Annotated in this window: 12 protein-coding genes; 6 read left to right on the top strand and 6 right to left on the bottom strand. The window is 75.5% G+C overall.

Annotated elements, in window-relative coordinates; genetic code table 11:
* Positions 1-20: 20 nt before the first annotated feature.
* A complete protein-coding gene (locus PT931_RS25785) occupies positions 21-800 on the bottom strand; it encodes a class I SAM-dependent methyltransferase (RefSeq protein WP_456248281.1) in 780 nt (259 codons plus the stop codon).
* A gap of 170 nt (positions 801-970) precedes the next feature.
* Between PT931_RS25785 and PT931_RS25780 the strand changes: the two genes are divergently transcribed.
* Complete coding sequence (locus tag PT931_RS25780) at positions 971-1,231, top strand: DUF6289 family protein (RefSeq protein ID WP_456248280.1); 261 nt, start codon at positions 971-973, stop codon at positions 1,229-1,231.
* A gap of 66 nt (positions 1,232-1,297) precedes the next feature.
* On the opposite strand, the gene PT931_RS25775 is transcribed toward PT931_RS25780, so the two are convergent.
* From PT931_RS25775 to PT931_RS25760, 4 genes are all read right to left on the bottom strand, one after another.
* Positions 1,298-1,960 (bottom strand): nucleotidyl transferase AbiEii/AbiGii toxin family protein, encoded by a 663-nt coding sequence (locus tag PT931_RS25775; RefSeq protein WP_456248279.1) that lies wholly within the window; start codon positions 1,958-1,960, stop codon positions 1,298-1,300.
* Positions 1,960-2,316 (bottom strand): hypothetical protein, encoded by a 357-nt coding sequence (locus PT931_RS25770; protein ID WP_456248278.1) that lies wholly within the window; start codon positions 2,314-2,316, stop codon positions 1,960-1,962. Before PT931_RS25770 ends, PT931_RS25775 begins: the two co-directional genes overlap by 1 nt.
* Before the next feature lie 77 nt (positions 2,317-2,393).
* Positions 2,394-19,292, bottom strand: a complete 16,899-nt coding sequence (locus PT931_RS25765; protein WP_456248277.1) for an amino acid adenylation domain-containing protein — start codon at positions 19,290-19,292, stop codon at positions 2,394-2,396.
* Between the two features lie 47 nt (positions 19,293-19,339).
* The gene (locus PT931_RS25760; protein ID WP_456248276.1) at positions 19,340-19,549 is read right to left on the bottom strand and encodes an MbtH family protein; all 210 of its coding nucleotides are present in this window, start codon (positions 19,547-19,549) and stop codon (positions 19,340-19,342) included.
* A 255-nt stretch (positions 19,550-19,804) separates the two neighbouring features.
* Here PT931_RS25760 and PT931_RS25755 point away from each other — a divergent pair, with 255 nt between their 5' ends.
* The 5 genes from PT931_RS25755 to PT931_RS25735 all read left to right on the top strand — a co-directional run bounded on the left by PT931_RS25755 (position 19,805) and on the right by PT931_RS25735 (position 23,831).
* A complete protein-coding gene (locus PT931_RS25755; RefSeq protein ID WP_456248275.1) occupies positions 19,805-20,362 on the top strand; it encodes a hypothetical protein in 558 nt (185 codons plus the stop codon).
* Between the two features lie 89 nt (positions 20,363-20,451).
* Positions 20,452-20,967: a hypothetical protein gene (locus PT931_RS25750; RefSeq protein ID WP_456248274.1), complete on the top strand. Its 516-nt coding sequence runs from the start codon at positions 20,452-20,454 to the stop codon at positions 20,965-20,967.
* A gap of 49 nt (positions 20,968-21,016) precedes the next feature.
* Positions 21,017-21,862 (top strand): DUF4097 family beta strand repeat-containing protein, encoded by an 846-nt coding sequence (locus PT931_RS25745; protein WP_456248273.1) that lies wholly within the window; start codon positions 21,017-21,019, stop codon positions 21,860-21,862.
* Positions 21,863-22,098: 236 nt separating this feature from the next.
* Positions 22,099-23,052, top strand: coding sequence for an ATP-binding cassette domain-containing protein (locus tag PT931_RS25740; protein ID WP_456248272.1), 954 nt, complete (start codon positions 22,099-22,101; stop codon positions 23,050-23,052).
* Entirely contained in the window at positions 23,049-23,831 is a 783-nt protein-coding gene (locus PT931_RS25735) for an ABC transporter permease (protein WP_456248271.1), read from the top strand. The genes PT931_RS25740 and PT931_RS25735 overlap by 4 nt, the downstream gene beginning before the upstream one ends.
* Before the next feature lie 37 nt (positions 23,832-23,868).
* Here the strand turns inward: PT931_RS25735 and PT931_RS25730 are convergent, their stop codons facing one another.
* The gene (locus PT931_RS25730; RefSeq protein WP_456248270.1) at positions 23,869-24,351 is read right to left on the bottom strand and encodes a winged helix-turn-helix transcriptional regulator; all 483 of its coding nucleotides are present in this window, start codon (positions 24,349-24,351) and stop codon (positions 23,869-23,871) included.
* Positions 24,352-24,393 lie beyond the last annotated feature (42 nt).

The raw sequence follows: 24,393 nt of genomic DNA, 5'->3' as shown, positions 1-24,393 counted from the left end.
TTCGACGGGTACCGGGCCCGTCAGCGGCGGGCCAGCCACAGGGTCGTGGTGAGCCGGTGGTCCAGTACCCCGCCGTGCCCGTCGATGACCTCGGCCAGTGCGGCGTGCAGTCGCTCGCGGCGCTCCGGCGCGAGCAGCCGGTGGTTGGAGAACGTGGACAGCAGCCGCAGGTACCGCTCCGTCGGAAACGGCACCACCCGCTCCACCTGCTGGCGGTCCAGGTCGGTGAACGCGGCCAGCTCCCCCGGCGCGAACGGTGTGTAGTGCTCCGGGAAGCCCTCCCGGTGGGCGATCTCCGGGGCCAGCCGCAGGTAGACGGCGTTGAGGGCCTCGGACAGCTCCGGGTCGGCGAAGCCGTAGTGGTGGCCGAAGACGGCCAGCACGCCACCCGGAGCGAGCGCGGCGTGGGCCAGCCCGGCGCGGCGGGCCGGGTCGACCCAGTGCCAGGCCTGCGCGCTGGCCAGCAGGTCCACGGGCGCCGCCGGGGTGTAGTCCTCGAAGCCGCTGACCACGACGGACACGAGATGGTCGTCGGCGTACCGCCCGGTCAGCACGGCGGCCATCTCCGGGTCCGGCTCCACGCACGTGACCGGCACGTCCAGGGTCCGCAGCAGCGCGGTGGCCTTGCCCGTCCCGGCGCCGGACTCCAGCACCCGGGCCGGCGTGCGGCCCAGGTGGGCGAGGATCCGGGTGAGGATCTCCGGCGGGTATCCCGGCCGCACGTCGTCGTAGGTGCCGGCGACCTCACCGAACACGGTGCGCTGCTCCCGGGTGGTCGGGCGCGGTTCGTCGGTCGTCATGGGCTCTCCTCCTGCGGACACCCGGTCAGCCTAGATCGCCGGCCGCCGCGCTGTCCGACCCGTGGCCGGGCCACGGGCCGGTTCTGGCAGGTCCGACAGGCGCATCCTGCCCTATCCTTGTCCAGAGTGGACGCTCATTCGCCGCGTCCTCCGCCTGGAAGGAACCGGTCATGATTCGTCGCGTTCTGCTCGCCGCCGCACTCGCCGGCGGGGCGATCGTCGGGGTGTCCGCCCCGGCTCAGGCCATCCCGCAGTGCCCTGCCGGCTACACGTGCAGCCACAACTGGTACACCGACTCCTCCCAGACCTACCGGAACGGCTACCGCTACATCGACTGCCGCGGGAACATGACCCAGGGCGGCACCCTCACCGGGTACTACGTCTTCCGCAAGATGGCCTGCGACGCCGCCCCGTCGCTCGACGGGAGCTGATGTCCGACGCGGAGGCTCCGCCGGCCGGACCCGGAAGACCGGTCCGGACGGGTACGACTCCGGGAGCTACGAGCGGGGCCAGTCCGCCAGCCGGTCGCGGAGTACGGCGACGGCCGGGGCGTCCAGGCCCAGCTCGTCGGTGAACACCTCGTCCTCCAGGGCGTCGAGCCGGTCGCCGACGTCGGCGAAGTCCGCAGCCCCGAGGCCCGGGTCGAGCGCCCGGGCCAGGGCGATGAGCTGCGCCACGCTGAACCGGCCCCGGGCGTCGGCGACGTCGGCGAAGTCGCGGGACTCGTACCGGCCGGCGAGCGCGCAGACCTTCGAACCGATGACGTCCTCCAGGGCGAGGACGGGCCCGACGTCCATCATCACCGTGGCGTGCAGGCGGCTGATGTGCGCGATCTGGAGCTGCATGGTCCGGCCGTCGGCGGGGTCGGCGATCATCCAGTCGGCGAGCTCCAGGTCGAAGCCCTCGAACATGTCGGCCAGGTCGGTGCGGCGCTCGACGCGGCGGGCGGTGAGCCCGGCGGCGCGCATCGCGTCCTCGACGGCGGCGACCGCCTCGGCGACGGCGCCCTCACGGTCCACCATCAGGTCGACGTCGTAGGTCCGGCGGTCGATAATGCCGTGGATCATGAGGGCGTTTCCGCCGCCGAGGGCGAATCCGAGCGGGCCGATCGCGCGGAGGGCCAGCGTCGCCACCTGCCGGTGGAACTCGTCGATCGGCATCAGGCGGCGCGGGAGACCGGCGGGCGCAGTTCGGGGTGGGCGTGCTCCCACGCGGCGCGGACGCCCTTGGGCAGCAGCAGGCGGGGCCACAGTTCCAGCAGCGTGTCGCGGTGCAGGAACGTGTGCAGGTCCTCGTACTGGGCGGCCTCGCGCAGCACGTTCTGGTACAGCGAGCGGCGGCGGTGGTCGCTGGCCAGGTCGAACCGGCGGTTGGGCTGCCAGGAGATGGCCAGCGGCAGTTCGACGACCCCGGAGGTGGGGCCGCGCAGGGCCGCGAGGTCGGGGGCGACCAGGGCGCTGCGACCGGGGCGGGCCTCGAAGGCCCGACGCCGGCGAGGTGCCTGGGTCTCGTCCATGCGCTCAGGGTACCGCCGCCCGGTCCGACAGCACACCCTGGAGATGTTCTGTACCTGATTGTCCCGTTCGCGCCGCGTCACCGGACGGCCGGCGGCAGGAAGCCGGACTCCCGGAAGTACCGCAGGTAGCGGTCGACGATGTCGCGGTCGACCACCGGGCACGCGATGCCGGAGCCGGTCAGCGCCCGCCGGGTGCCCGTCTCGTCGAACACCGGCATCGGCCCCTCGTGCCGGTCGGCCACGTCGCCGGTGAGCATCGCCACCGCCGGCAGGGAACTGCCCGCCGTCGCGGTGCCGGCCGCCGCCGCCAACCGCCGGGCCCAGTCGGCGGGTTCGACCATCGCGACCGGGTACCCGAGGGCGCGCAGCCCGTCGAGGACGACCGCGGTGGCGACCGGGCGCCCGTTGGTCAGGTTGTACGCCGCGCCGTCCGGGGCGGCGTGCCGGGCGAGGTGCACGATGGCGCCGGCCACGTAGTCGACCGGGGCCAGGTGCACCTCGGCCAGGTCGCCGCCGTCGAAGTCGGGGGCCGCGCCGAGTTCGACGCAGGCGCGCAGGTAGTGCCAGTACGCGTCGCCGCCGCCGGCCGCGCCCGTGCCGCTGTGCCCGCTGATCCGGCCGGGGCGGTAGATCGCGACGCGCTGGCCCCGGGCGCCGGCCGCCAGGACGAGGCGCTCGGCGACCCACTTGCTGTGCACGTACCCGTTGTCGGGCAGGTCCCCGGGTTCGACCCGCCGGTTCTCGGCGAGCCGGGGCGGCATCGGGGAGCGGGACAGCAGGGTGCTGCCGGTGGAGACGTAGTGCACCGGGATGTTGCGGCCGGCGGCGAGGCGCAGTACCTCGAGGGTGCCGTCGACATTGGCGGCCCGCATGCTCGGGTACGGGTCGATCAGGTGCACCCGCGCGCCGTTGTGGTAGATCACGCCGGTCCGCGCGGCCAGTTCCGCGAACCGGTCCGCCGTCAGGCCCAGGCGGGGCTGTTCGAGGTCGGCGGGGAGGGCGTGGACGCGGGCGCGGTGGGACTCGTCCCAGAGCTGGTACCCCCGCATGCTGGTTTCGACGCGGTCGGCGGCCTGTGCGGGGTCCGCCGCCCGGACCAGGCACGTCACCCGGGCGTCGGGGTCGGTGAGGATCTCGGCGAGCAGGAAGGAGCCGAGGAAACCGGTGGCGCCGGTCAGCAGCACGTGCCGGGCGTCGAGGTCCGTCGGGGCGGCCGGGACGATGGCCGGGTCGAGGACGGCGTCCGCCGCCAGGTCCGTGGTCGGCCGGCTGTCGGCGCCGTCGAGGTGCGCGGCGAGGGCCGCCGGGGTGCGCAGGTCGAACACGAGCCGCAGGGCCACGTCGGCGCCGAGGCGCTCGCGGATCGCGGTGACGAGGCGGGTGGCCAGCAGCGAGTGGCCACCGAGGGCGAAGAAGTCGTCGTCCGCGCCGACCGAGGGCAGGCCGAGGACCTGGGCGAACACGTCGACCAGCACGTGCTCCCCCGGGGTGGCCGGCGCGCGGTCGCCCGTGCCCGGCTCCGGGGCGGGGAGCGCGCGGCGGTCGACCTTGCCGTTGACGGTCAACGGCAGACCTTCGAGGGGTACGAGCGCCGCCGGCACCAGGTGCTCCGGCAGTACCGCGCCGAGCCGGGTCCGCAGCCGCGCCGGGGTCGGGCCGCCGGCCGCGGGCACGTAGTAGCCGACGAGGCGCCTGCCGCCCGGGCCGTCCTCGCGGACCAGCACCGCCGCCTGGGCCACGCCGGGCTGGGCGGCGAGGACGGCCTCGACCTCGCCGGGTTCGATCCGGAAGCCCCGGATCTTGACCTGGTGGTCGGCGCGGCCCAGGAAGTGCAGCTGCCCGTCGGGGCGCCAGCGGGCCAGGTCCCCGGTCCGGTACATCCGGTCCCCCGGCGCGCCGAACGGGTCGGGGACGAACCGGGTCGCGGTCAGGGACGGTCGGCGCAGGTAGCCCCGGGCCAGGCCGGCGCCGGCGACGTACAGCTCACCGGGCACGCCGGGGGCGACGGGGCGCAGGGCCGCGTCGAGGACGTACACCCGCGTGTTGGTGATCGGGAGGCCGATCGGCACCGGGCCGGCGCCCGACAGCGGCGTGCTGATCGTGGCGCACACCGTCGTCTCGGTCGGGCCGTAGGCGTTGAGGACCCGGCGCACGCCCGCAAGGCGTTCGACCAGCTCCGGCGGGCACACGTCGGCGGCCGTGACCAGGGTGTCGAGGGTGTCGAGGGCGCCCGTCGGGGTGACGGCCAGCACCGCCGGGGTGAGGGTGGCGTGGGTGACCCCGTGCCGGGCGACGACCTGCGCGAGGGTGTCCACCGGGGAGCCGGGTGGCGGCAGGACCAGGGCAGCGCCGTGCAGGAGCGCCATGCACAGTTCCCAGATCGCGGCGTCGAAGCTCGGCGAGGCGAACTGGAGCACCCGGCTGTGCGGGCCGACGCCGAGGCGGTCGCGGTGCTCGGCGGCGAGGCTGGCGATGCCGGCGTGGGAGACGACGACGCCCTTGGGGGTGCCGGTGGAGCCGGAGGTGTAGATGACGTAGGCGGGGTGGGCCGGGAGGGCTGGTCGGGGGGTCGCTGCGGTGTCCGGGTCGGGGGCGTCGAGGAGGAGTGTGGGCGGAAGTTCTGCCGGAACGGTGGCCTTGGACGACCGGGCCGGACGGGCCACGGGAGCGGCGACGCCTGGCTGGCTGGCGCGTAGGGCGGTGTCGAAGGTGGAGTCCGTGACCAGGAGTTTCGCGCCCGAGTCGCGGAGCGTGAACGCGATCCGCTCCGCCGGGTAGCTGGCGTCGACCGGCAGGTAGGCGGCACCGGACATCAGGACGCCGAGCACCGCGCCCACCGCGGCCGGCGACCGGGGCAGGGCCACCGCGACCACGTCCTCGGGGCCGAGGCCGAGGCCGGCCAGCCGCCGGGCGATCCGGACGGCGTCCGCGTGCAGGTCCGCGTAGCTGACGACCTCGTCGCCGGACAGCACGGCCGGCGCGTCGGGGGTGCGGGCGACCTGCGCCGCGAACAGCTCCGGCACCGTCGCCGGGGGCAGGTCGACCCGGGTGGCGTTGCGTTCGCGCAGGACCAGGTGGCGTTCCTCGGCGGTGAGGATGTCCAGCTCGTGCACTGCCGCCCCGGGGCGGGCCACGGCCCCGGCGAGGACCCGGGTCAGCCGGTCGGCGAAACCGCGTACGGTCGCGGGGTCGAACAGGTCGGCCGCGTACTCCAGCACGCACGACAGCCCCGCCGGTGCCCCGTCGTCGGCACGGCGTTCCTCCGCGCTCAGGCTCAGGTCGAACCGGGCCGTGCCCCAGGCCAACGGCTCGGGCCGCGCTGTGAGGCCGGGCAGGTCGAGGCTGGCGGGGGCGGTGTTCTGCAGGGCCAGGGCCACCTGGAACAGCGGGTGCCGGCCGAGGGAACGGGCCGGGGCCAGCGCCTCCACCAGGCGTTCGAAGGGCACGTCCTGGTGGGAGTACGCGGTCAGGTCGGTCTCGCGGACCCGGCCGAGCAGTTCGGTGAAGCTGGGCCGGCCGGACAGGTCGGTCCGCAGGACGAGGCTGTTGACGAAGAAGCCGACCAGGCCGTCGAGGGACTCGTCCAGCCGACCGGCGACCGGGGTGCCCAGCGGAATGTCCTCGCCGGCGCCGAGTCGGGACAGCAGCGTCGCCAGCGCGGCCTGGAGCACCATGAACAGCGTCGCGTCGTGGGTACGGGCGAGGGTGAGCAGGTCGCCGTGCAGGCGGGCGTCCACGTCGAACGTGACGATCCCGCCCTCGTGCGAGGCGGTGCCCCGGCGCGGCCGGTCGACCGGGAGGACCAGCTCCTCGGGCGCGCCCTCCAGGGCCTTGCGCCAGTGGTTGAGCTGTTCGCTGGCGAGGCTGCCGGGGTCGCCCTCCGCGCCGAGCAGCTCGTCCTGCCAGAGGGTGTAGTCGGCGTACTGGACCGGCAGGGGCGCCCACCCGGGCTCCTCCCCCGCGAGGCGGGCCCGGTATGCGGTGCCGAGGTCGGCGGTCAGCGGGCCGGCCGACCAGCCGTCGCCGGCGATGTGGTGCACGAGGAGCAGCAGGACGTGTTCGTCGTCCCCGAGGCGGAACAGCGACGCCCGGATCGGCAGGTCGGTGGCCAGGTCGAACGTGGACCGGGCGGCTCCGGCGAGCGCCTCCGCCAGGTCGAACGGGGACCCGGCCGCCCCGGCGGGTGCCGCCGGCAGGCTCTCGCCGGGCACGGCCACGAGGTCGAGCCGGGGCACCGCGTCGAGGACGACCTGACGGGGCTCGCCGTCGACCTCGGTGAACACGGTGCGCAGGGCCTCGTGCCGGGTGACGACGTCGGCCAGCGCGGCCCGCAGCGCGGCCGGGTCGAGCGCGCCCGACAGCCGGAGCGCGAGGGGCAGGTTGTAGGTGGAGCTGGGCCCTTCGAGGCGGTGCAGGAACCACAGCCGGCGTTGGGCGGCCGACAGGGGCAGCAGCGCGGGCCGGTCGGCGCGGCGGACCGGTGGGCGGGTCCGGCCGGCGGCTGCCTCGAGGAGCGCGGCGAGCCGGGCGGGGGTCGGGGCCTCGAACACGCCCCGGACCGGCACCTCCACGCCGAGGGTGGACCGGACCCGGCTGGCGAGGCGGGTGGCGAGCAGGGAGTGCCCGCCGAGCGCGAAGAAGTCGTCGTCCACCCCGACGGCGGGCAGGTCGAGGACCTCGGCGAACAGGGCGGTGAGGATCTCCTCGCGCGGGGTACGGGCCGCCCGCCCGCGCCCGGTCACGTCGGGGGCCGGCAGGGCCGCGCGGTCGAGTTTGCCGTTCGGGGTGAGCGGCAGCGCGTCGAGGGGCACCAGGGCCGAGGGCACGAGGTGGTCGGGCAGCCGGGTCGCGAGCCAGTCCCGCAGTGCGGCCGAGGGCGCCGGGCCGACGAAGTACCCGACGAGCCGGTCGTCGCGGGCGATCACGGCGGCCTGGGAGACGTCCGGGTGCCCGCCGAGGACGGTCTCGACCTCGCCCGGTTCGACGCGGAAGCCCCGGATCTTGACCTGGTGGTCGGCCCGGCCGGCGAAGTCCAGCTCGCCGTGTCGGGTCCACCGGGCCAGGTCGCCGGTGCGGTACATCCGCGCACCGGCCTCGAAGGGGCAGGCCACGAAGCGTTCGGCGGTCAGGGCCGGGCGGCGCAGGTAGCCCCGGGCGAGGCCGGCGCCCGTGAGGTACACCTCGCCGGTGACGCCCGGCGGGACGGGCCGCAGGGCGGCGTCGAGGACGTACACCCCGGTGTTGCTGATCGGGCCGCCGATCGTCGGCCGGTCGGGCCAGTCGGCGACCAGGTCGGGGAGGGTGCCGGCGGTGACGACGTGGGTCTCGGCCGGGCCGTAGTGGTTGTGCAGCCGGCGGGGCGCGGCCCGGAAGAACGCGCGGACCGGGGCGGTCAGGCGCAGGGCCTCCCCCGCCTGGGCGATGTCGACCAGCGCGGGCAGGGCCTGTCCGGCCTCGGCGGCGGCGACCACGACGGCCTCGACCACGAGGTTGGGGGCGAACAGCTCGTCGATCTCGTGCCGGGCGAGCCAGTCCACGAGCGCGGCGGCGTCGCGGCGGATCGGGTCGGCGGGGACGCACAGGGTCCGGCCGCTGAGCAGGGTGGACAGGATCTCCTGCACGGACACGTCGAAGCTGGTCGCCGTGAACTGGGCGGTGCGCCGGCCGGCCCCGCCGGGGAAGGCCGCGCCGTGCCAGGTGAGCAGGTTGAGCAGGCCGGCGTGCGGCATGACGACGGCCTTGGGGCGGCCGGTGGAGCCGGAGGTGTAGATGACGTACGCGGGATGCTCCGGGCGCAGGGGGCGGACCCGGTCGGCGTCGGTGACGGCACCGTCGGTACCCGTCGTGCACGGCTCTTCGACACTGGTGAGCGGAAGCGCCGCCTGACCGTGCGGGAGCCCAGCGGTCGTGCGCGGCGACGCCGGGTCGGTCCCGACCAATCCGCCGGTCGTGAGCACCAGTGCCGGCACGGAGTGTTCCGGTAGCGTCGCGGCCACTCCGTCCGTCGTGAGCAGCAGCGCGGGTTCGGAGTCGGCGAGCATGAGAGCGACCCGCTCAGCCGGGTACTCCGGATCCACCGGCACGTACCCGGCCCCCGCCCGCAGCACGGCGAGCAGCGCCACGATCATGCCTGCCGAGCGGGGCAGCGCCAGGGCGACGAGGTCCTCCGGCCCGATCCCGAGCGCGATCAGCCGCCGGGCGAGCCGGTCGGCGCGCGCGTCGAGGTCGGCGTAGCTCACCTGTTCCTCGGCACAGGACACGGCGACGACGTCGGGGGTACGGCGGGCCTGCGCGGCGAACAGGTCCGGCACGGTCGTGGCCGGGGTCGGCGCGGCGGTGGCGTTCCAGTCGGCGAGCACGCGGCGGCGTTCGGCCGGCGACAGCACCTCGACCCGCGCGACCGGGCGGTCCGGCGCGGCGGCGAGCTGGCCGAGGACGGCGACGAGCCGGGTGGTGAGCGCCTCGGCCGTGTCGCGGTCGAACAGGTCGGCGGCGTACTCCAGCACGCCGTCGAGCCCCGCCGGGGAGCCGTCCGGGCCGGTGCGTTCGGTGAGGCTGACGAACAGGTCGAACTTCGCCGTGCCCGAGCCGACGAGGTCGACCTCGCAGTCGAGCCCCGGCAGGCCGAAGTCGGCGTGCGCGTTGTTCTGCAGGGCCAGCATGACCTGGAACAGCGGGTGCCGGCCGGTGGACCGGGTCGGTTCGAGGGCCTCGACGAGGCGTTCGAAGGGCACGTCCTGATGGGAGTACGCGGCCAGGTCCGCGCCCCGCACCCGGTCCAGCAGCCCCGTGAACGACGGGTCGCCGGACAGGTCGGTGCGCAGGACGAGGGTGTTGACGAAGAAGCCGACCAGGTCGGTGAGCGCCTCGTCCAGCCGGCCGGCGACCGGCGTGCCGAGCGGGATGTCCTCGCCGGCGCCGAGCCGGGACAGCAGGGTGGCCAGGCCGGCCTGCAGCACCATGAACAGGGTGGCCTGCCCGTCGCGGGCGAGCCGGAGCAGGTCGCGGTGCAGGGCGGGATCGACCGCGAAGGGTACGAGGCCGCCCCGGTAGCTGCCGGTGGCCGGGCGGGGCCGGTCGTACGGCAGGGCCAGTTCCTCCGGCGCCCCGGCCAGCGCCCGGCGCCAGTGGTCGAGCTGGACGCTCAGCACGCTGCCCGGGTCGGTGTCGGTACCGAGGAGGGCGCGCTGCCAGAGCGTGTAGTCGGCGTAGGACACGGGCAGCGGGGCCCAGTCCGGGGCGCGGCCGGAGGTGCGGGCGGCGTACGCGGCGGCCAGGTCCCGGGCCAGCGGCCCCAGCGACCAGCCGTCGCCGGCGATGTGGTGGACGACCAGCGCGAGGACGTGCCGGTCGGGGGCTGTCCGCACGAGCCGGGCGTACACGGGCGGCCGGTCGGCCAGGTCGAACGTGTGCCGGGCGGCGGCGGCCAGCGCGGCCCGCTCGTGCGCCGCGGGAACGTCGAGGACCTCCAGGGCGGGCCGGAGGTCGGTGACCACCTGCCGGGGCCGCCCGTCGGTCTCGGGGAACACGGTGCGCAGGGTCGGGTGCCGGTCGGCGACGTCACACAGCGCGGCCCGCAGCGCCGCCTCGTCGAGGGTCCCGGCCATCCGGATCACGATCGGCATGTTGTAGGTGGGGCTGGGCCCCTCCAGCTTGTGCAGGAACCACAGCCGCTGCTGGGCGTAGGACAACGGGACCGGGCCGGCCTGGGTGGCCGGGGCGAGGGCGGGGCGGGTCCGGGTGGGGCCGGCCTCCCCGAGCGCGCGGGCGAGGCGGGCCGGGGTCGGGTGCCCGAAGACGGTCTGGACGGACAGGTCGACGCCGAGGGCCGCGCGGATCCGGCTGGCCAGGCGGGTGGCCAGCAGCGAGTGGCCGCCGAGGGCGAAGAAGTCGTCGTCCACGCCGACGGCGGGTAGGTCGAGGACCTGGGCGAACAGGTCGGTCAGGATGCGTTCGCGCCCGGTGCCCGGCGCCCGGGACTCCGGGGCCGCCGCCCGCGGCAGTGCCCTGCGGTCGAGCTTGCCGTTGCTGGTCAGCGGGAGCTCGTCGAGGAGCGTCACGCTGGTCGGGACCATGTAGCCGGGCAGCCGGTCGGACAGGTGCCCGAGGAGTTCCGCCGGGGTGGGCGCGTGGCCGGGGGCCGCGACCGCGTAGCCGACGAGGTGTCCGTCCAGGAGCACGGCGGCGCGGGCGACGCCCGGGTGGGCGGTGAGGGCGGCGGTCACCTCGCCCAGCTCGATCCGGTAGCCGCGCAGCTTGACCTGCTCGTCGGCGCGCCCGACGAAGTCGAGCTGCCCGTCGCGGGTCCACCGGGCGAGGTCGCCGGTGCGGTACATCCGCTCGCCCGAGCCAAAGGGGCAGGCCACGAAGCGTTCGGCGGTCAGGGCGGGGCGGCGCTGGTAGCCCCGGGCGAGGCCGGCTCCGGCGATGTACAGCTCGCCGGTCACGCCGGGCGGGACGGGTCGCAGGGCGGCGTCGAGGACGTACACCCGGGTGTTGTCCAGGGCCCGGCCGATGGGCACGGTGCCGGCCGCGTGGTCGGCGGGCACGGCGAACGAGGTGGCGAAGGTGGTGGTCTCCGTGGGGCCGTACCCGTTGACGATCCGCAGGTCCGGGCACGCCGCGCGGGCCTTGCGGACGGCGGCCGCCGACACGACGTCGCCGCCGGTCCAGACCTCGGTCACCCCGGCCAGGCTGTCGGGGTGCTCGTCGGCGACCAGCTCGAACAGGGCGCTGGTCAGCCACAGGCCGGTGACGTGTCCCGCGCGCAGGGTCCGCACGACCGCGTCGACCTGGTCGGGGTCCTCGGGGGCGAGCACGATCCGGCCGCCGGTCAGCAGCGGCACCCACAGCTCGTAGGTGGCGGCGTCGAAGGCGTGCGAGGAGTGCGCGAGGACCCGGTCGTGCGCGCCGCCGCGCCACCGCCGGTCGGTCGCGAGGGCGGCGACGTCGGCGTGGGTGACGGCCACGGCCTTCGGGTCGCCGGTCGAGCCGGAGGTGTACATCAGGTAGGCGAGCTGGCCCGGGTGGATCCGGATGTCGGGCGCGCGGTCCCCGCCCACGGTCACCCCGGCTGTGGCGGTCGGCGCGATCACGGTCGCGGAGTGTTCGAAGCCCGGGTCCGTGTCGGTCACCAGGACCGGCGCGCCGCACTCGGCGAGCATCCTGCTGCGCCGCGCGTCCGGATGGGACGGATGCAGCGGCAGGTACGCGCCGCCCGCCGCCAGGATCGCCAGCAGTGTGACGACGAGGTCCACCGAGCGGGGCAGCAGCACCGCGACCGGGGTCTCGGGACCGACGCCGAGCGCCGTCAATCGGTGGGCGAGCCGGTGGGCACGCGACGCGAGCTCCGCGTAACTCACCGACCCGTCCGGGGTCCGCACGGCCACGGCGTGCGGCGCCCGGGCCACCTGGGCGGCGAACAGCGCGGGCAGACTCGCGGCCGGGGCCGGCGTCGCCGTGTCGTTCCAGTCCACGAGGACCGCGCGGCGCTCGTCGTCCGTCAGCACGGCGATCGCGCTGACGGGCGCGTCGGGGTCGGCGGCGACCTGGGCGAACACCCGCACCAGCCGGTCGGCGAGCAGTTCGGCGGTGCGCCGGTCGAACAGGTCCGTGGCGTACTCGAGCTGGCAGGACAGCCCCTCGTCCACGTTGAGGCACAGGTCGAACTTCGCGGCCTCCCAGCCGACCGGCTCGGTGCGCGCCGCCACGCCGGGCAGGTCGAAGGACGCCCCGCCGGTGTTCTGGACCGCGAGCATCACCTGGAACAGCGGGTGCCGTCCCGTGGACCGCTCCGGGTCGAGCACCTCGACGACCCGCTCGAAGGGCACGTCCTGGTGGGCGTACCCGGCCAGCGCGGTGCGCCGGACCCGGGCGAGCAGGGTGGTGAACGTCGGGTCGCCGGACACGTCGGTACGCAGGACGAGGGTGTTGACGAAGCAGCCGACCAGGTCGTCGAGCGCCTCGTCGGTGCGCCCGGCCACCGGCGTGCCCACGGTGATGTCGGTGCCCGCGCCGAGCCGGTGCAGCAGCACCGCCAGTCCGGCCTGCAGCACCATGAACGGGGTCGAGCTGGTCCGCGCGGCCAGGTCGAGCAGCGCGGCCCGGGTCGGCTCGTCGACGGTGAACGCCACGACGTCGCCGCGGTGCGAGGCCACCGGCGGCCGGGGGCGGTCGAAAGGCAACGGCAGTTCCTCGGGTACGCCCGCGAGCTGCCCGCGCCAGTAGGCCAGTTGCCGGCCCGCGAGGCTCCCGGGGTCGGACTCCGCGCCGAGCAGTTCCGCCTGCCAGCGCGCGTAGTCGGCGTAGGACACGGGCAGCGGCGCCCGGTCCGGGGCGTGGCCGGCCGTCCTGGCCGCGTACGCCGCCGACAGGTCCCTCGACAGCGGCCCCACCGACCAGCCGTCGGCGGCGATGTGGTGCATCAGCAGCACCAGCACGTGGTCGTGCTCCCCCGCGGTGAGCAGTTCGGCGCGCAGGGGCGGCTCGGTGGTCAGGTCGAAACCGCGCCGGTTCAGGGCGGTCACCGCGTCAGCGAGCCCGTCGGGGGCGACGTCGCGGACCGTGAACGCGGGCGGCCCGTCGAGGACCACCGGCCGGGGCTGCCCGTCGACCTCGGGGTACACGGTGCGCAGCGTCGCGTGCCGGCCGACCACGTCCCCCAGGGCCGCGCGCAGCGCCGCGACGTCGAGGTCCCCGGTGAGCCGCAGCGCCAGGGGCATGTTGTACGTCGCGGACCCGGGCCCGTCGAGCTGGTTGAGGAACCACAGCCGGCGCTGGGCCGCCGACAGGGGCCCCTCGGTGCCGTCGTGGACGACCCGCGGCGCCGGCCGGACCCGGCCCTCGGCGGCGTCGAGGAGCCGGGCGAGGCCGGCCGGGGTGGGTGCCTCGAACACCTGGTGCACGGGCAGTTCGACGGCGAGGACGGCGCGGACCCTGCTGGTCAGGCGGGTGGCGAGCAGCGAGTGCCCGCCGAGCGCGAAGAAGTTGTCGTCCGGGCCGACGGTGGGCACGCCGAGGAGTTCGGCGTACAGGCCGCACAGGGTCTCCTCCCTGCCGGTGCGGGCCGCCCGGCCGGTGCCCGCGTGGGTGTCGGGGGCGGGCAGGGCGCGGCGGTCGACCTTGCCGTTCGGGGTGAGCGGCCAGGCGTCCAGGACGACGACAGCCGACGGCACCAGGTACTCCGGGAGCCGGGCCGCCAGGTGCGCCCTCAGCTCCGCCGGGTCGGCGGCCCCGGCGGGCACGACGTAGCCGACGAGGCGGCGGTCGCCCGGGCGGTCCTCGCGGGCCAGCGCGACGGCCCCGGCGACGGCCGGGTGCGCGGAGAGGGCCGCCTCGACCTCGCCGAGTTCGATCCGGAAGCCGCGGATCTTCACCTGGTCGTCGGCCCGGCCGGCGAACACGAGGTCCCCGGCGGGCGTCCACCGCGCCAGGTCACCGGTGCGGTACATCCGGGTGCCTGGGGCATCCCGGGTCGGGTCGGAGGGCGCGGCTCCGAACGGGCAGGCCACGAACCGGCTGGCCGTCAGGCCCGGCTGACCCCGGTAGCCGCGCGCCAGGCCCGGGCCGGTCACGTACAGCTCGCCGGTCACGCCGGGCGGGACGGGGCGCAGGGCCGCGTCGAGGACGTACACCCGGGTACCGGGCACAGGGCGGCCGATCGGGGGCACCCCGGCACCGGCCAGCGGCCCGCTCATCGTGGCGCACACCGTGGTCTCGGTCGGCCCGTACGCGTTGACCAGGCGCCGGCCGGGTGACCAGCGGGCGGCGAGCTCGGCGGAGGGTGCCTCACCGGCGACGACCAGGGTGTCCACCCCGGCGAGGTCGGCGGGCGACAGGACGGCGAGGACGGCCGGCGGCAGGGTCGCGTGCGTGACCCGGTGCGCGGCGACGGTCGCGGCCAGCGGCGCGCCGGGGCGCAGGTCCGCTGCCGGCGCCAGCACGAGCGAGGCCCCGGCCAGCAGGGCCATGCACAGTTCCCACACGGCGGCGTCGAAGCTCGGCGACGCGAACTGGAGCACCCGGCTGGACCCGGTCGTGCCCAGGTGGGCGCGGTGCGCGGCGGCCATGGCCGCGAGGCCGGCATGGCTGACCAGCACACCCTTGGGCCGGCCCGTCGACCCGGACGTGTAGATGAGATAGGCACCCGAGTCGGGCCCGACCGGCCCCACCGCGTCGAGGGTCCGGAGTGGAGCTTCCCCGAGCGGGGCGCCGGTGGCGTCGACCGTCAGGGTCGTGGTGTCCGCCGGCAGCGGGGCGGACCGGTCCGGGTCGACCAGGGTCAGGCGGGCCCGGGAGTCCGCCAGCAGCAGGGCGATCCGCTCGGCCGGATATCCGGGGTCCACCGGCAGGAACGTCGCGCCCGCCATCAGCACGCCGAGCACCGCGACCACCTGGCCGGGCGAGCGCGGCAGCGCCACGGCCACCACGTCCTCGGCCACCACCCCGTGCGCCCGCAGGTGACCGGCGAGCACACCCGCGCGGGCGTGCAGGTCCGCGTACGTCACGGTCTCCCCGCCCCACCGCAGGGCCACCGCTCCGGGGGTACCGGCCACCTGGGCGGCGAACAGGTCGGGGAACGTGGCCGCCGGCACCCCCGGAAGGGTCGTGGTGTTCCACTCCGCCAGGAGTCGGTGCCGCTCGGCGGGGCCCAGGACGTCGACGCGGCTGACCGGGACCTCCGGCGCGGCGACCACCCCGGCGAGCACCCGCACCAGGCGGTCGGCCAGGTCGGCGACGGTGGCGCGGTCGAACAGGTCCTCGGCGAACTCCAGCGCGCCGGCCAGCCCGGCGGGCCCGCCCCGGGCGTCGAGCCGCTCGGTGAGGAACGCGGTCAGGTCGAACCGGGAACCGCGCCACAGCAACGGTTCCAGCGCGGCCCGGACCCCGGGCAGGTCCAGGTCCACCGCGTCGTCGCCGCGCAGGACCAGCATGACCTGGAACAGCGGGTTGCGGCTCAGCGACCGGGTCGGGTCGACGGCCTCGACCAGGTGCTCGAACGGCACCTCGGCGTGCGCGTAGGCCCCGAGGTCGGTCTCGCGGACCCGGGCGAGCAGTTCCCGGAACGTCGGGTCGCCGGACACGTCGGTCCGCAGCACGACCGTGTTGACGAAGAAGCCCACCAGCGCGTCGAGCGCCTCGTCGGTGCGGCCCGCGACCGGGGTGCCGATCGGCAGGTCCGTGCCGGCCCCGAGCCGCGACAGCAGCACCGCGAACGCGGCCTGCACCACCATGAACAGGGTCGCGTCGTGCTCGCGGGCGACCCGCAGCAGCTCGGCGTGCAGCCGGGCGTCCACGGTGAACGGGACCGTGTCGCCCCGGTGGCTGGCGACGGCGGGGCGGGGGCGGTCGACCGGCAGGACCAGCTCCTCCGGCGCGCCGTCGAGCACCCGGCGCCAGTGGGCGGTCTGGGTGGCGAGCAGGCTGTCGGGGTCCTCGGCGCGCCCGAGCAGTTCGGGCTGCCACAGCGCGTAGTCGGCGTACTGGACCGGCAGCGGCGCCCAGTCCGGCGCGTGGCCGGCGACCCGGGCGGCGTAGGCCCGACCGAGGTCCCCGGTGAGCGGGGCCATGGACCAGCCGTCGCCGGCGATGTGGTGCACGACGACGAGGAGGACGTGCTCGTCGGCGGCGATCCGGAACAGTTCGGCCCGCACGGGCGGCTCTGTGGCCAGGTCGAAGCCCCGCCCGCCGGACAGCTCCAGGACCGCGGGCAGCTCCGCCTCGCTGACGGCCGTCACCGGCAACGGCGGGCGGAAGGACTCCAGAATCAGCTGGTACGGCTCGCCGTCACGCTCGGGGAACACGGTACGCAGCGCCTCGTGCCGGGCCACCACGTCGGCCAGCGCGGCCCCGAACGCGGCCGGGTCGAGGTCGCCGGTCAGCCGCAGCGCGAGCGGCACGTTGTACGTGGCGGTCGGACCTTCGAGGCGGTGCAGGAACCACAGCCGGCGCTGCGCGGACGACAGGGGCAGCAGGTCCGGACGCGGGTACGGGACCAGCGCGGGCCTGGCCGCGCCGCCCGCCGCGTCGAGGGCGAGGGCCAGCCGGGCCGGGGTGGGCGCGTCGAACACGCCCCGCACGGCCAGCTCCGCGCCGAGCACCGACCGGACCCGGCTGGCCAGCCGGGTGGCGAGCAGCGAGTGCCCGCCGAGGGCGAAGAAGTCGTCCTCCGCGCCGACCGCCGCGACCCCGAGGACCTCGGCGAACAGGTCGCACAGGGCGCGTTCGCGGGCGGTGCGCGGCGGCCGGGAGGTGGAGTCCGGGGCGGGGTCGGGGGCCGGGAGCGCGCGGCGGTCCAGTTTGCCGTTCGGGCCGAGCGGGAACGCGTCGAGGACGACGACGGCGGCGGGGCGCATGTGCTCGGGCAGCCGGTCGGCGGCGTACCCGCGCAGGTCCGCGACCAGCGCTGCGCGCCGGCCGGCGGCGGACGGGTCGTTGGTGTGCGCGCGCAGGGCCCCGGCGGTGGGCGGCGCGGCGATCGCGGCCGGCGCTGCCACCGACGGCTGCGCCCGCACTTCGGGCGTTGGTGCGGCGACCGGCATCGGCGCGGCGATCGCGGCCGGCGCGTCGGCCGGCAGGAACACGGCGTCGAACCGGTCGTCGCCGGCCGCCGAGTGGGTCAGCACCACCTGGTGCCCGCCGGCCAGCCCGGCGACGAGTTCGGGGTCCACCCCGACGGGCCCGGCCAGCAGGCGCAGCGGCTCCGCGAGGTCGGCGGCCGTGCCCAGCGCACGCCCGGCGGCCACCTCGCCGACCAGCCTGGCGTTCGGCACGCCGGTGACGCGCACGGTCCGCCCCGGGACCAGCGCCTCCCGCACGGCCTCCGGCCCGGTCCACGGCAGCACGAGCGCGCCGGCGAGGTCGGCGGGCGTCGTGGGGGCGGTGTGCAGGGCCACGTCGTAGCGGTACCGGGTCAGCTCGTTGTGGTCGCGGCCCCGTTTGATCCGGATGTCGGCGAAGGCCAGCTCCGGGGCCCCGGCCGCGAGGGCGGTGAAGAAGGCGGGGTCGACGAGGAGTTCGCTCTCCAGCAGCAGGTCCTGCCGGACGAGGCGGCGCAGCGCGGCCGGGTCGGCGGCCGGGTCGGCCCGGTGCAGGCGGACGGCGGCGAGCATGCTCGGCGCGAGGGCCCGGGTGCGGACGTCACCGACGAAGACCGTTCCGCCGGGTACGACCAGGGCCGCCGCGCGGGTGAGCACGTCGGCGAGGTAGTCGGCGTCCGGGAAGTAGTGCGCCACCGAGTTGATGACGACGGTGTCGAAGTAACCGGTGGGCAGGCCGTCGAGTTCGTGCGCGGCGAGGCAGCGCAGCTCGACCCGGTGGGCGAGCCCCGCGTCGGCCACCTGGGTGGTGAGGGCGGCGATGACGTTCGGGGCGAAGTCGCAGCCCCAGTACGCGTCGCAGTCGCCGGCCAGCTCGGCCATCAGCAGTCCGCTGCCGACGCCGAGTTCGAGGATCCGGCGGGGGCGCAGCTGGCGGATCCGGCGGACCGTCGCGTCGCGCCAGTCGCGCATCTGCTCCAGCGGGATGGGCCGGCCGTCGTAGCTGCTGTCCCAGCCGCCGAAGTCCTGGCCGAGCGGCAGGGCGCCGGCCGCCGCGTACTGGTCGTCGTGCATCGCGCGCCACTCGTCCACGTGTCCCAGGGCGTCGCGGCTGTCGGACCCGGCGGGGACCACGTAGGCGACGAGCCGGCGGTCCCCGGGCCGGTCCTCGCGGGCCAGCACGGCGGTCTGGGCGACCGACGGATGCCCGGCCAGCACGGCCTCCACCTCGCCCGGTTCGATCCGGTGGCCCCGGATCTTCACCTGCTCGTCGGCGCGGCCCGCGAACCGCAGCTGCCCGTCCGGGTCCCAGGAGCCGAGGTCCCCGGTCCGGTACATCCGCTCGCCGGGGGCGCCCGCCGGGTCGGCCACGAACCGCTCGGCGGTCAGCGCGGACCGGTGCAGGTAGCCGCGCGCCAGACCGGGACCGGCGAGGTACACCTCGCCGACCTCGCCGGGGCCGACCGGCCGCAACGCGGCGTCGAGGACGTGGATCCGGGTGTCCGCGACCGGGAGCCCGATCGGCGGCGGGGTGCCGTCCGCGCCGAGCGGCCGGCTCAGGGTCGCGCACACGGTGGCCTCGGTGGGCCCGTAGGCGTTGCGGAGCACCCGCCCCCGGGACCAGCGCGCGGCCAGTTCCGCGGAGCACACGTCGCCGCCGGTGATCAGGCCGGTCACGCCGGTGAGCGCGCCGGTCGGCAGGGCCGCGAGCACGGCGGCCGGCAGGAGCGCGTGGCTGACCCGGTGGGCCGCGACGACGTCGCCGAGGGTGTCGGTCGCGGCGAGCCGGTCGGCCGGGGCCAGGACGAGGGCCGCGCCGTGCAGCAGCGCGATGGTCCACTCGGCGACGGCGACGTCGAAGCCCGGCGAGGAGAACTGCAGCACCCGGCTGTCCGGGGTGACGTCCAGCTGCTCGACGTGCGCGGCGGCCATGGCGGCCACGCCGGTGTGGGTGACGGCGACGCCCTTGGGGCGGCCGGTGGAACCCGACGTGTAGATCACGTAGGCCGGGTTCAGCGCGGACACGGTGCGGGGCGGGGCCGTGTCGGCGTACCCGTCGAGGGGGGTGTCGATGTCGACCCGGACGGCGCCGGTGTCCGCCGGGAAGTCCGCGGGGGCGACCAGCACGCCGGCCCGGGAGTCGGCGAGCATGAACGCGACCCGTTCGGCCGGGTAGTCCGGGTCCACCGGCAGGTAGGCCGCGCCGGTCTTGAGGACCGCGAGCTGCGCGGCGACCAGGTCGACGGACCGGGGCAGCGCGAGGGCCACGACGTCCTCGGCGCGCACGCCCCGGGCCAGCAGCAGCCGGGCGAGCCGGTTGGCCCGGCGGTCGAGGTCGGCGTAGCTGACCGGGTCGGCCCCGGACAGCACCGCCGGGGCGTCCGGCGTGGCCGCCGCTCGGGCCTCGAACAGGTCCGGCAGGGTTGCGGTGCTCGACATGAACTCGTCCCCGTTCGATGGTGTGCGATCCGGCGTCCGACCTGGGGCTACTCCCCCATGGCGGTCACGAGGCTCCGCGGTCGCATGTCGGTCCAGTGCGCCTCGACGTAGTCCAGGCAGGCCTGTCGGGTGTCCTCGTCCTTCGCGACGGCCCAGCCCGCGGGGATGTCCACGAACAGCGGCCACAGCGAGTGCTGGCCCTCGTCGTTGACCAGCACGAGGTACCGGCCGTCCTGGTCCTCAAACGGATTCGTCATCTCGCCGATCCCTTGGTCGCGTGCCCGGAGGTCGATCCACTGAGGACCGCCCGCGACGACCCTAGATCATCACGTCACGGGTACTGTGCGTGCGCGTGGCGTCACTGGACGCGCGGACGCAGGTGGGGCGGGAACATCCACAGAAGCTCCGCAATGGGTCGCATCGGTTCCGTGAACTAGATCACCGTTCGCGCAGCCGCCGTGCTCGGTCGTCCCGGGATGTGGGAGTGGACAGGATTGGCTAGCATGCTGGCCGTGTCCACCTTCGACCCGTTCGAAACGCCTGAGGATGACTTCGACGTGTTCGAGGTGCCGGCGCCGGAGATCTGGCCGGAGGGCGCGTGCTGGTTCTGCGAAGGTCCGGCGTCGGAAGCCGCCGCGTACAGGGCCGCCGCGCACCGGGACGCGACCACGACCTTCCTCGCCCTCGGCCTGGTCGTCCGCGAGAAGTGGGAACGGCTCGACGTCCCGGTGCCGCGGTGTCGGCGGTGCCGCCTCGGCCACCTCCTGGAGGCCCTGCTGGCCCTGGTGGGCTTCCCCGCCCTGGCGTGGGGGTCGGCGCTGCTCCTCGACACCGCGTTCGGCAACTTCGACGGCCTGCCGCTCGTACCCCTGACCGCGCCCCGGATCGCGGTGTGGTTCCTGCCGTTCCTCGCGTGGCTGGCGCTCCGGCGCGCGTGGTTCGGCCTGGGCAGGTGGTTCCCGCACAACCGCCGCCACGTCCGCCGCCATCCGGAACTCCGGTACCTGTTGGAGACCGGCTGGCACTACGGGCGCGCGCCGATGACCCAGTGGGAACGGCGCTGGCTCTGACCCGCGCCGACAGACCACAACGCCACCGGTGGCGTCATGCTGAGCCAACATGGCTTGCCATGGCGCCATCGCGGTGCCATGATGGCACCATGAATCTCACGTCGTATGTCGACAACGTCTGCCGGGAACTCGCCGACGCGGCCGACCTCGGTGGCCCGGAGGCCCGGGCCCTCGCGGAGCGGCTGGCGGCCCCCCTGGAGTCGGCGTTCCGGCTCGCGCTCCTGGACGCGCTCTCGGCCGCCGCCGACGAGATCACCCGGGACCTGGCGCCCGGCTCCGTGGAGCTGCGCCTGCGCGGCCGGGAGCCGAGCTTCGTGGTGACGCCGCCGCCGGCCGAGCCGCCGGCCGAGGAGCCCCGCCCCGCGCCCCAGGCCCCGCCCGCCGTCGCCGACCTGGACGAGGGCGCCACCTCCCGGATCAACTTCCGGCTGTCCGACCAGCTCAAGACACGGATCGAGGAGGCGGCGGGCCGCGAGGGCCTCTCCGTCAACGCGTGGCTGGTCCGGGCCTCGGCCGCGGCCGCGTCCGGCTCGGCCTGGCACGCCCCCGCCGACGACCAGCGCGCCGCGCGGGGCGCCGACCGCTACACCGGTTGGGTCCGCTAGCTCCCGCCCGTCAGCCCCGAACGCCCGCCTCCCGTCAGGAGATCGCACCATGCCTACTTTCGACACCCCCGAACCGATCCCGGTCACGATCGAACTCGCCGTCGCCGACGTCCGGATCACGGCGACCGACCGCGCGGACACGACCGTGCAGGTCCGCCCGAGCAACGCGGACAAGGAGGCGGACGTGCGGGCCGCCGAGCAGACCCGGGTGGAGTACACCGGTGGCCGGCTGCTCGTGAAGGGTCCCCGGCAGCGCTTCAACGTGTTCAACAAGGTCGGGTCCGTCGACGTGGAGATCGCGCTCCCGCAGGGCTCCGACCTGCACGCCGACGCCACCCTGGGCGCGTTCCGCAGTACGGGCAGGCTCGGCGAGTGCCGGATCAGGACGACGGCCGGCGACCTGAACGTCGACGACACGGGACCCGCCGATCTGAGTACCGGGGCCGGCGCGGTCGCCGTGGGGCGGATCGCCGGGAACGCCGACGTCAGCACCGGTACCGGCCGGGTGCGCCTGCGGCAGGTCGACGGCACCGCCATCGTGAAGAACTCCAACGGCGACACCTGGATCGGCGCCGTCGGCGGCGGCCTGCGGGTCAAGGCGGCCAACGGCGACATCACCGTCGACCAGGCCCGGGACGACGTCACCGCGACCACCGCTAACGGCGTGATCCGGATCGGGGAGACCGTGCGCGGCACCGTGTCGCTGAAGACCGCGTTCGGCGAGGTGGAGGTCGGCATCCGGCCCGGTACCGCCGCGCTGCTGGACGTGCACACCCAGTTCGGCAACGTCCGCAACCGCCTGGCGCCCGTCGGGGCCCCGGAACCCGCGCAGGGCGACACCGTCGAGATCCGCGCCCGCACGTCCTACGGCGACATCATCATCCGGCACAGCTGACCCGCCGCTGCGACGGGCCGGCCCCGCGCACCACCACGACCCACCGGCTCCCCCGTGCCCCGCCCGAAGACCGACCGGCCCGGCACGACGCGACCACCGAACCCGGCACCTCCCCACCCGGACCGTCCACCGACTTCCGGTCGACCCCGCACGCCCAGATCCGGCCCGCAGCCACCCCGCGCCGCGCCGGCGACCCCGCACGCCCACATCCGGCCCCACGAAGGGAACGAGGGACCATGACCAGCACCGACCCGCCCGCGATCAGCACCCAGGGCCTCCGCAAGTCCTACGGCGACCACGTCGTCCTCGACGGCATCGACCTCACCGTCACCCAGGGCACCATCTTCGCCCTGCTCGGCCCCAACGGCGCCGGCAAGACCACCACCGTGCAGATCCTGTCCACGCTGATCGGCGCCGACGGGGGCGAGGTCCGGGTCGCCGGCCACGACGTCGCCCGCGAGCCGGACGCCGTGCGGGCCGCGATCGGCGTCACCGGCCAGTTCTCCGCCGTGGACGGCCTGCTCACGGGGCGGGAGAACCTGCTCCTCATGGCGGACCTGCACCACCTGCCCCGCCAGGAGGGCCGGCGCCGGGTACAGGCGCTGCTGGAGAAGTTCGACCTGGTCGAGGCGGCCGGCAAGTCCGCGGTCACCTACTCCGGCGGGATGCGCCGCCGGCTGGACCTGGCGATGGGCCTGGTCGGGGACCCGAGGATCGTGTTCCTCGACGAACCGACCACGGGGCTCGACCCGCGCAGCCGGCGCGCGATGTGGCAGACGATCCGCGACCTGGTCGCCGACGGGGTCACGATCTTCCTCACCACCCAGTACCTGGAGGAGGCCGACCACCTCGCCGACCGGATCGCGGTCCTCGACCACGGCAGGCTGGTTGCCCAGGGCACCGCCGCCGAGCTCAAGCGCCTGATCCCCGGCGGGCACATCAGCCTGCGGTTCGCCGACGCCACCGCGCTCGGGGCGGCCGCCCGCATCCTCGACGTGGCGACCCGCGACGACGAGGAACTCGCGCTGCACGTACCCACCGACGGCAGTGTCCTGTTGTTGCGCGGGATCCTCGACCGGCTCGACAACGCGGCGGTCACCGTCGAGTCGCTGTCGGTGCACACCCCCGACCTCGACGACGTGTTCCTCGCCCTCACCGGCAACCCCAAGACCGCGGAGGTATCGCGATGAGCACCCTGACCTACGCCGTGCGCGACTCGAGCACCATGTTGCGCCGCAGCCTGCGCCGGATGCGCCGGTACCCGTCGCTGACCCTGATGCTCGCCGGCATGCCCGTCGTCTTCCTGCTGCTGTTCGTCTACGTGTTCGGCGGCACGCTCGGCGCCGGGCTCGGCGGCGGCCGGTCCGACTACCTCGACTACGTCGTCCCCGGCGTGCTGCTGATGACCGTGACCAGCGCCGCGCAGGGCACCGCGATCTCCGTCGCCACCGACATGACCGAGGGCATCATCGCCCGGTTCCGCACCATGGCCATCGCCCGCTCCTCCGTGCTGACCGGCCACGTCCTCGGCAGCATGATCCAGACCATGATCAGCCTCGCCATCGTCACCGGCGTCGCGCTGCTGATCGGCTTCCGGCCGCCGGCCGGCCCGCTGGCCTGGGCCGGGGCGGTCGGGGTGCTGGCGATGCTCACCTTCGCCCTGACCTGGCTGTCGGTCGCGATGGGCCTGGTCAGCAAGAGTGTCGAGACGGCCAGCAACCTGCCCATGCCGCTGGTCCTGCTGCCGTTCTTCGGCAGCGGGTTCGTGCCCACCGACTCGATGCCGGCCGGGTTGCGGCAGTTCGCCGAGTACCAGCCCTTCACCCCCGTCATCGAGACCCTGCGGGGGCTCCTGCTCGGCGGCCCGATCGGGAACAACGCCCTCCTCTCGGCGGCCTGGTGCGCGGGTATCGCGCTCGTCGGCTACCTGTGGGCGAAGAAGCTGTACAACCGCGACCCGTCGCGGTAGCCGGAGGGCGGCCGCCGCGGACCTCGGCGTCCGAACCCTAGGCCGGGGTCGGCCCCGAGATCCCCCAGCCGGGTGAGTTCACGTGCAGCGTCGACTCGCCCGGCCGGACCTCCTCCCCGCACGCCCGGCACGTCGTGACCGGGTCGAGCAGCTGGCCGCAGGCGTGCTCGACCGTCACCGGCGGGGTGTCCGCCAGCCATTTGTCACCCCAGGACAGCAGCGCGAGCATCACGGGCCGGAGTTCGGCGCCGGCCTCGGTGAGCAGGTACTCGTGGCGTTCGGGCCGCTCGGAGTACTGGCGGCGTTCCAGGATGCCCGCCTCGACCAGGCCGCGGAGCCGGGCGGCCATCCGGTCCCGCGGGGCGCCGGTGTTGCGGACGATGTCGACGAACCGGTGGTTGCCGTAGGTGATCTCGCGGACGGCCAGCAGCGCCCACTTCTCACCGAGGAGTTGGAGGGCGGCGGCGACGGAGCACGGTCGGCCGGGCAGGGCGGTCCAGTCCACGTGGGGCGACGTCATACCACTAGGTTGCCATATCAAACCGACCCCGCTACCGTCGCA

The organism is Longispora urticae (genome assembly GCF_053902585.1).
The sequence above is the reverse complement of the archived record's forward strand: the minus strand, read 5'-3'. Positions and strand labels throughout refer to the sequence as shown.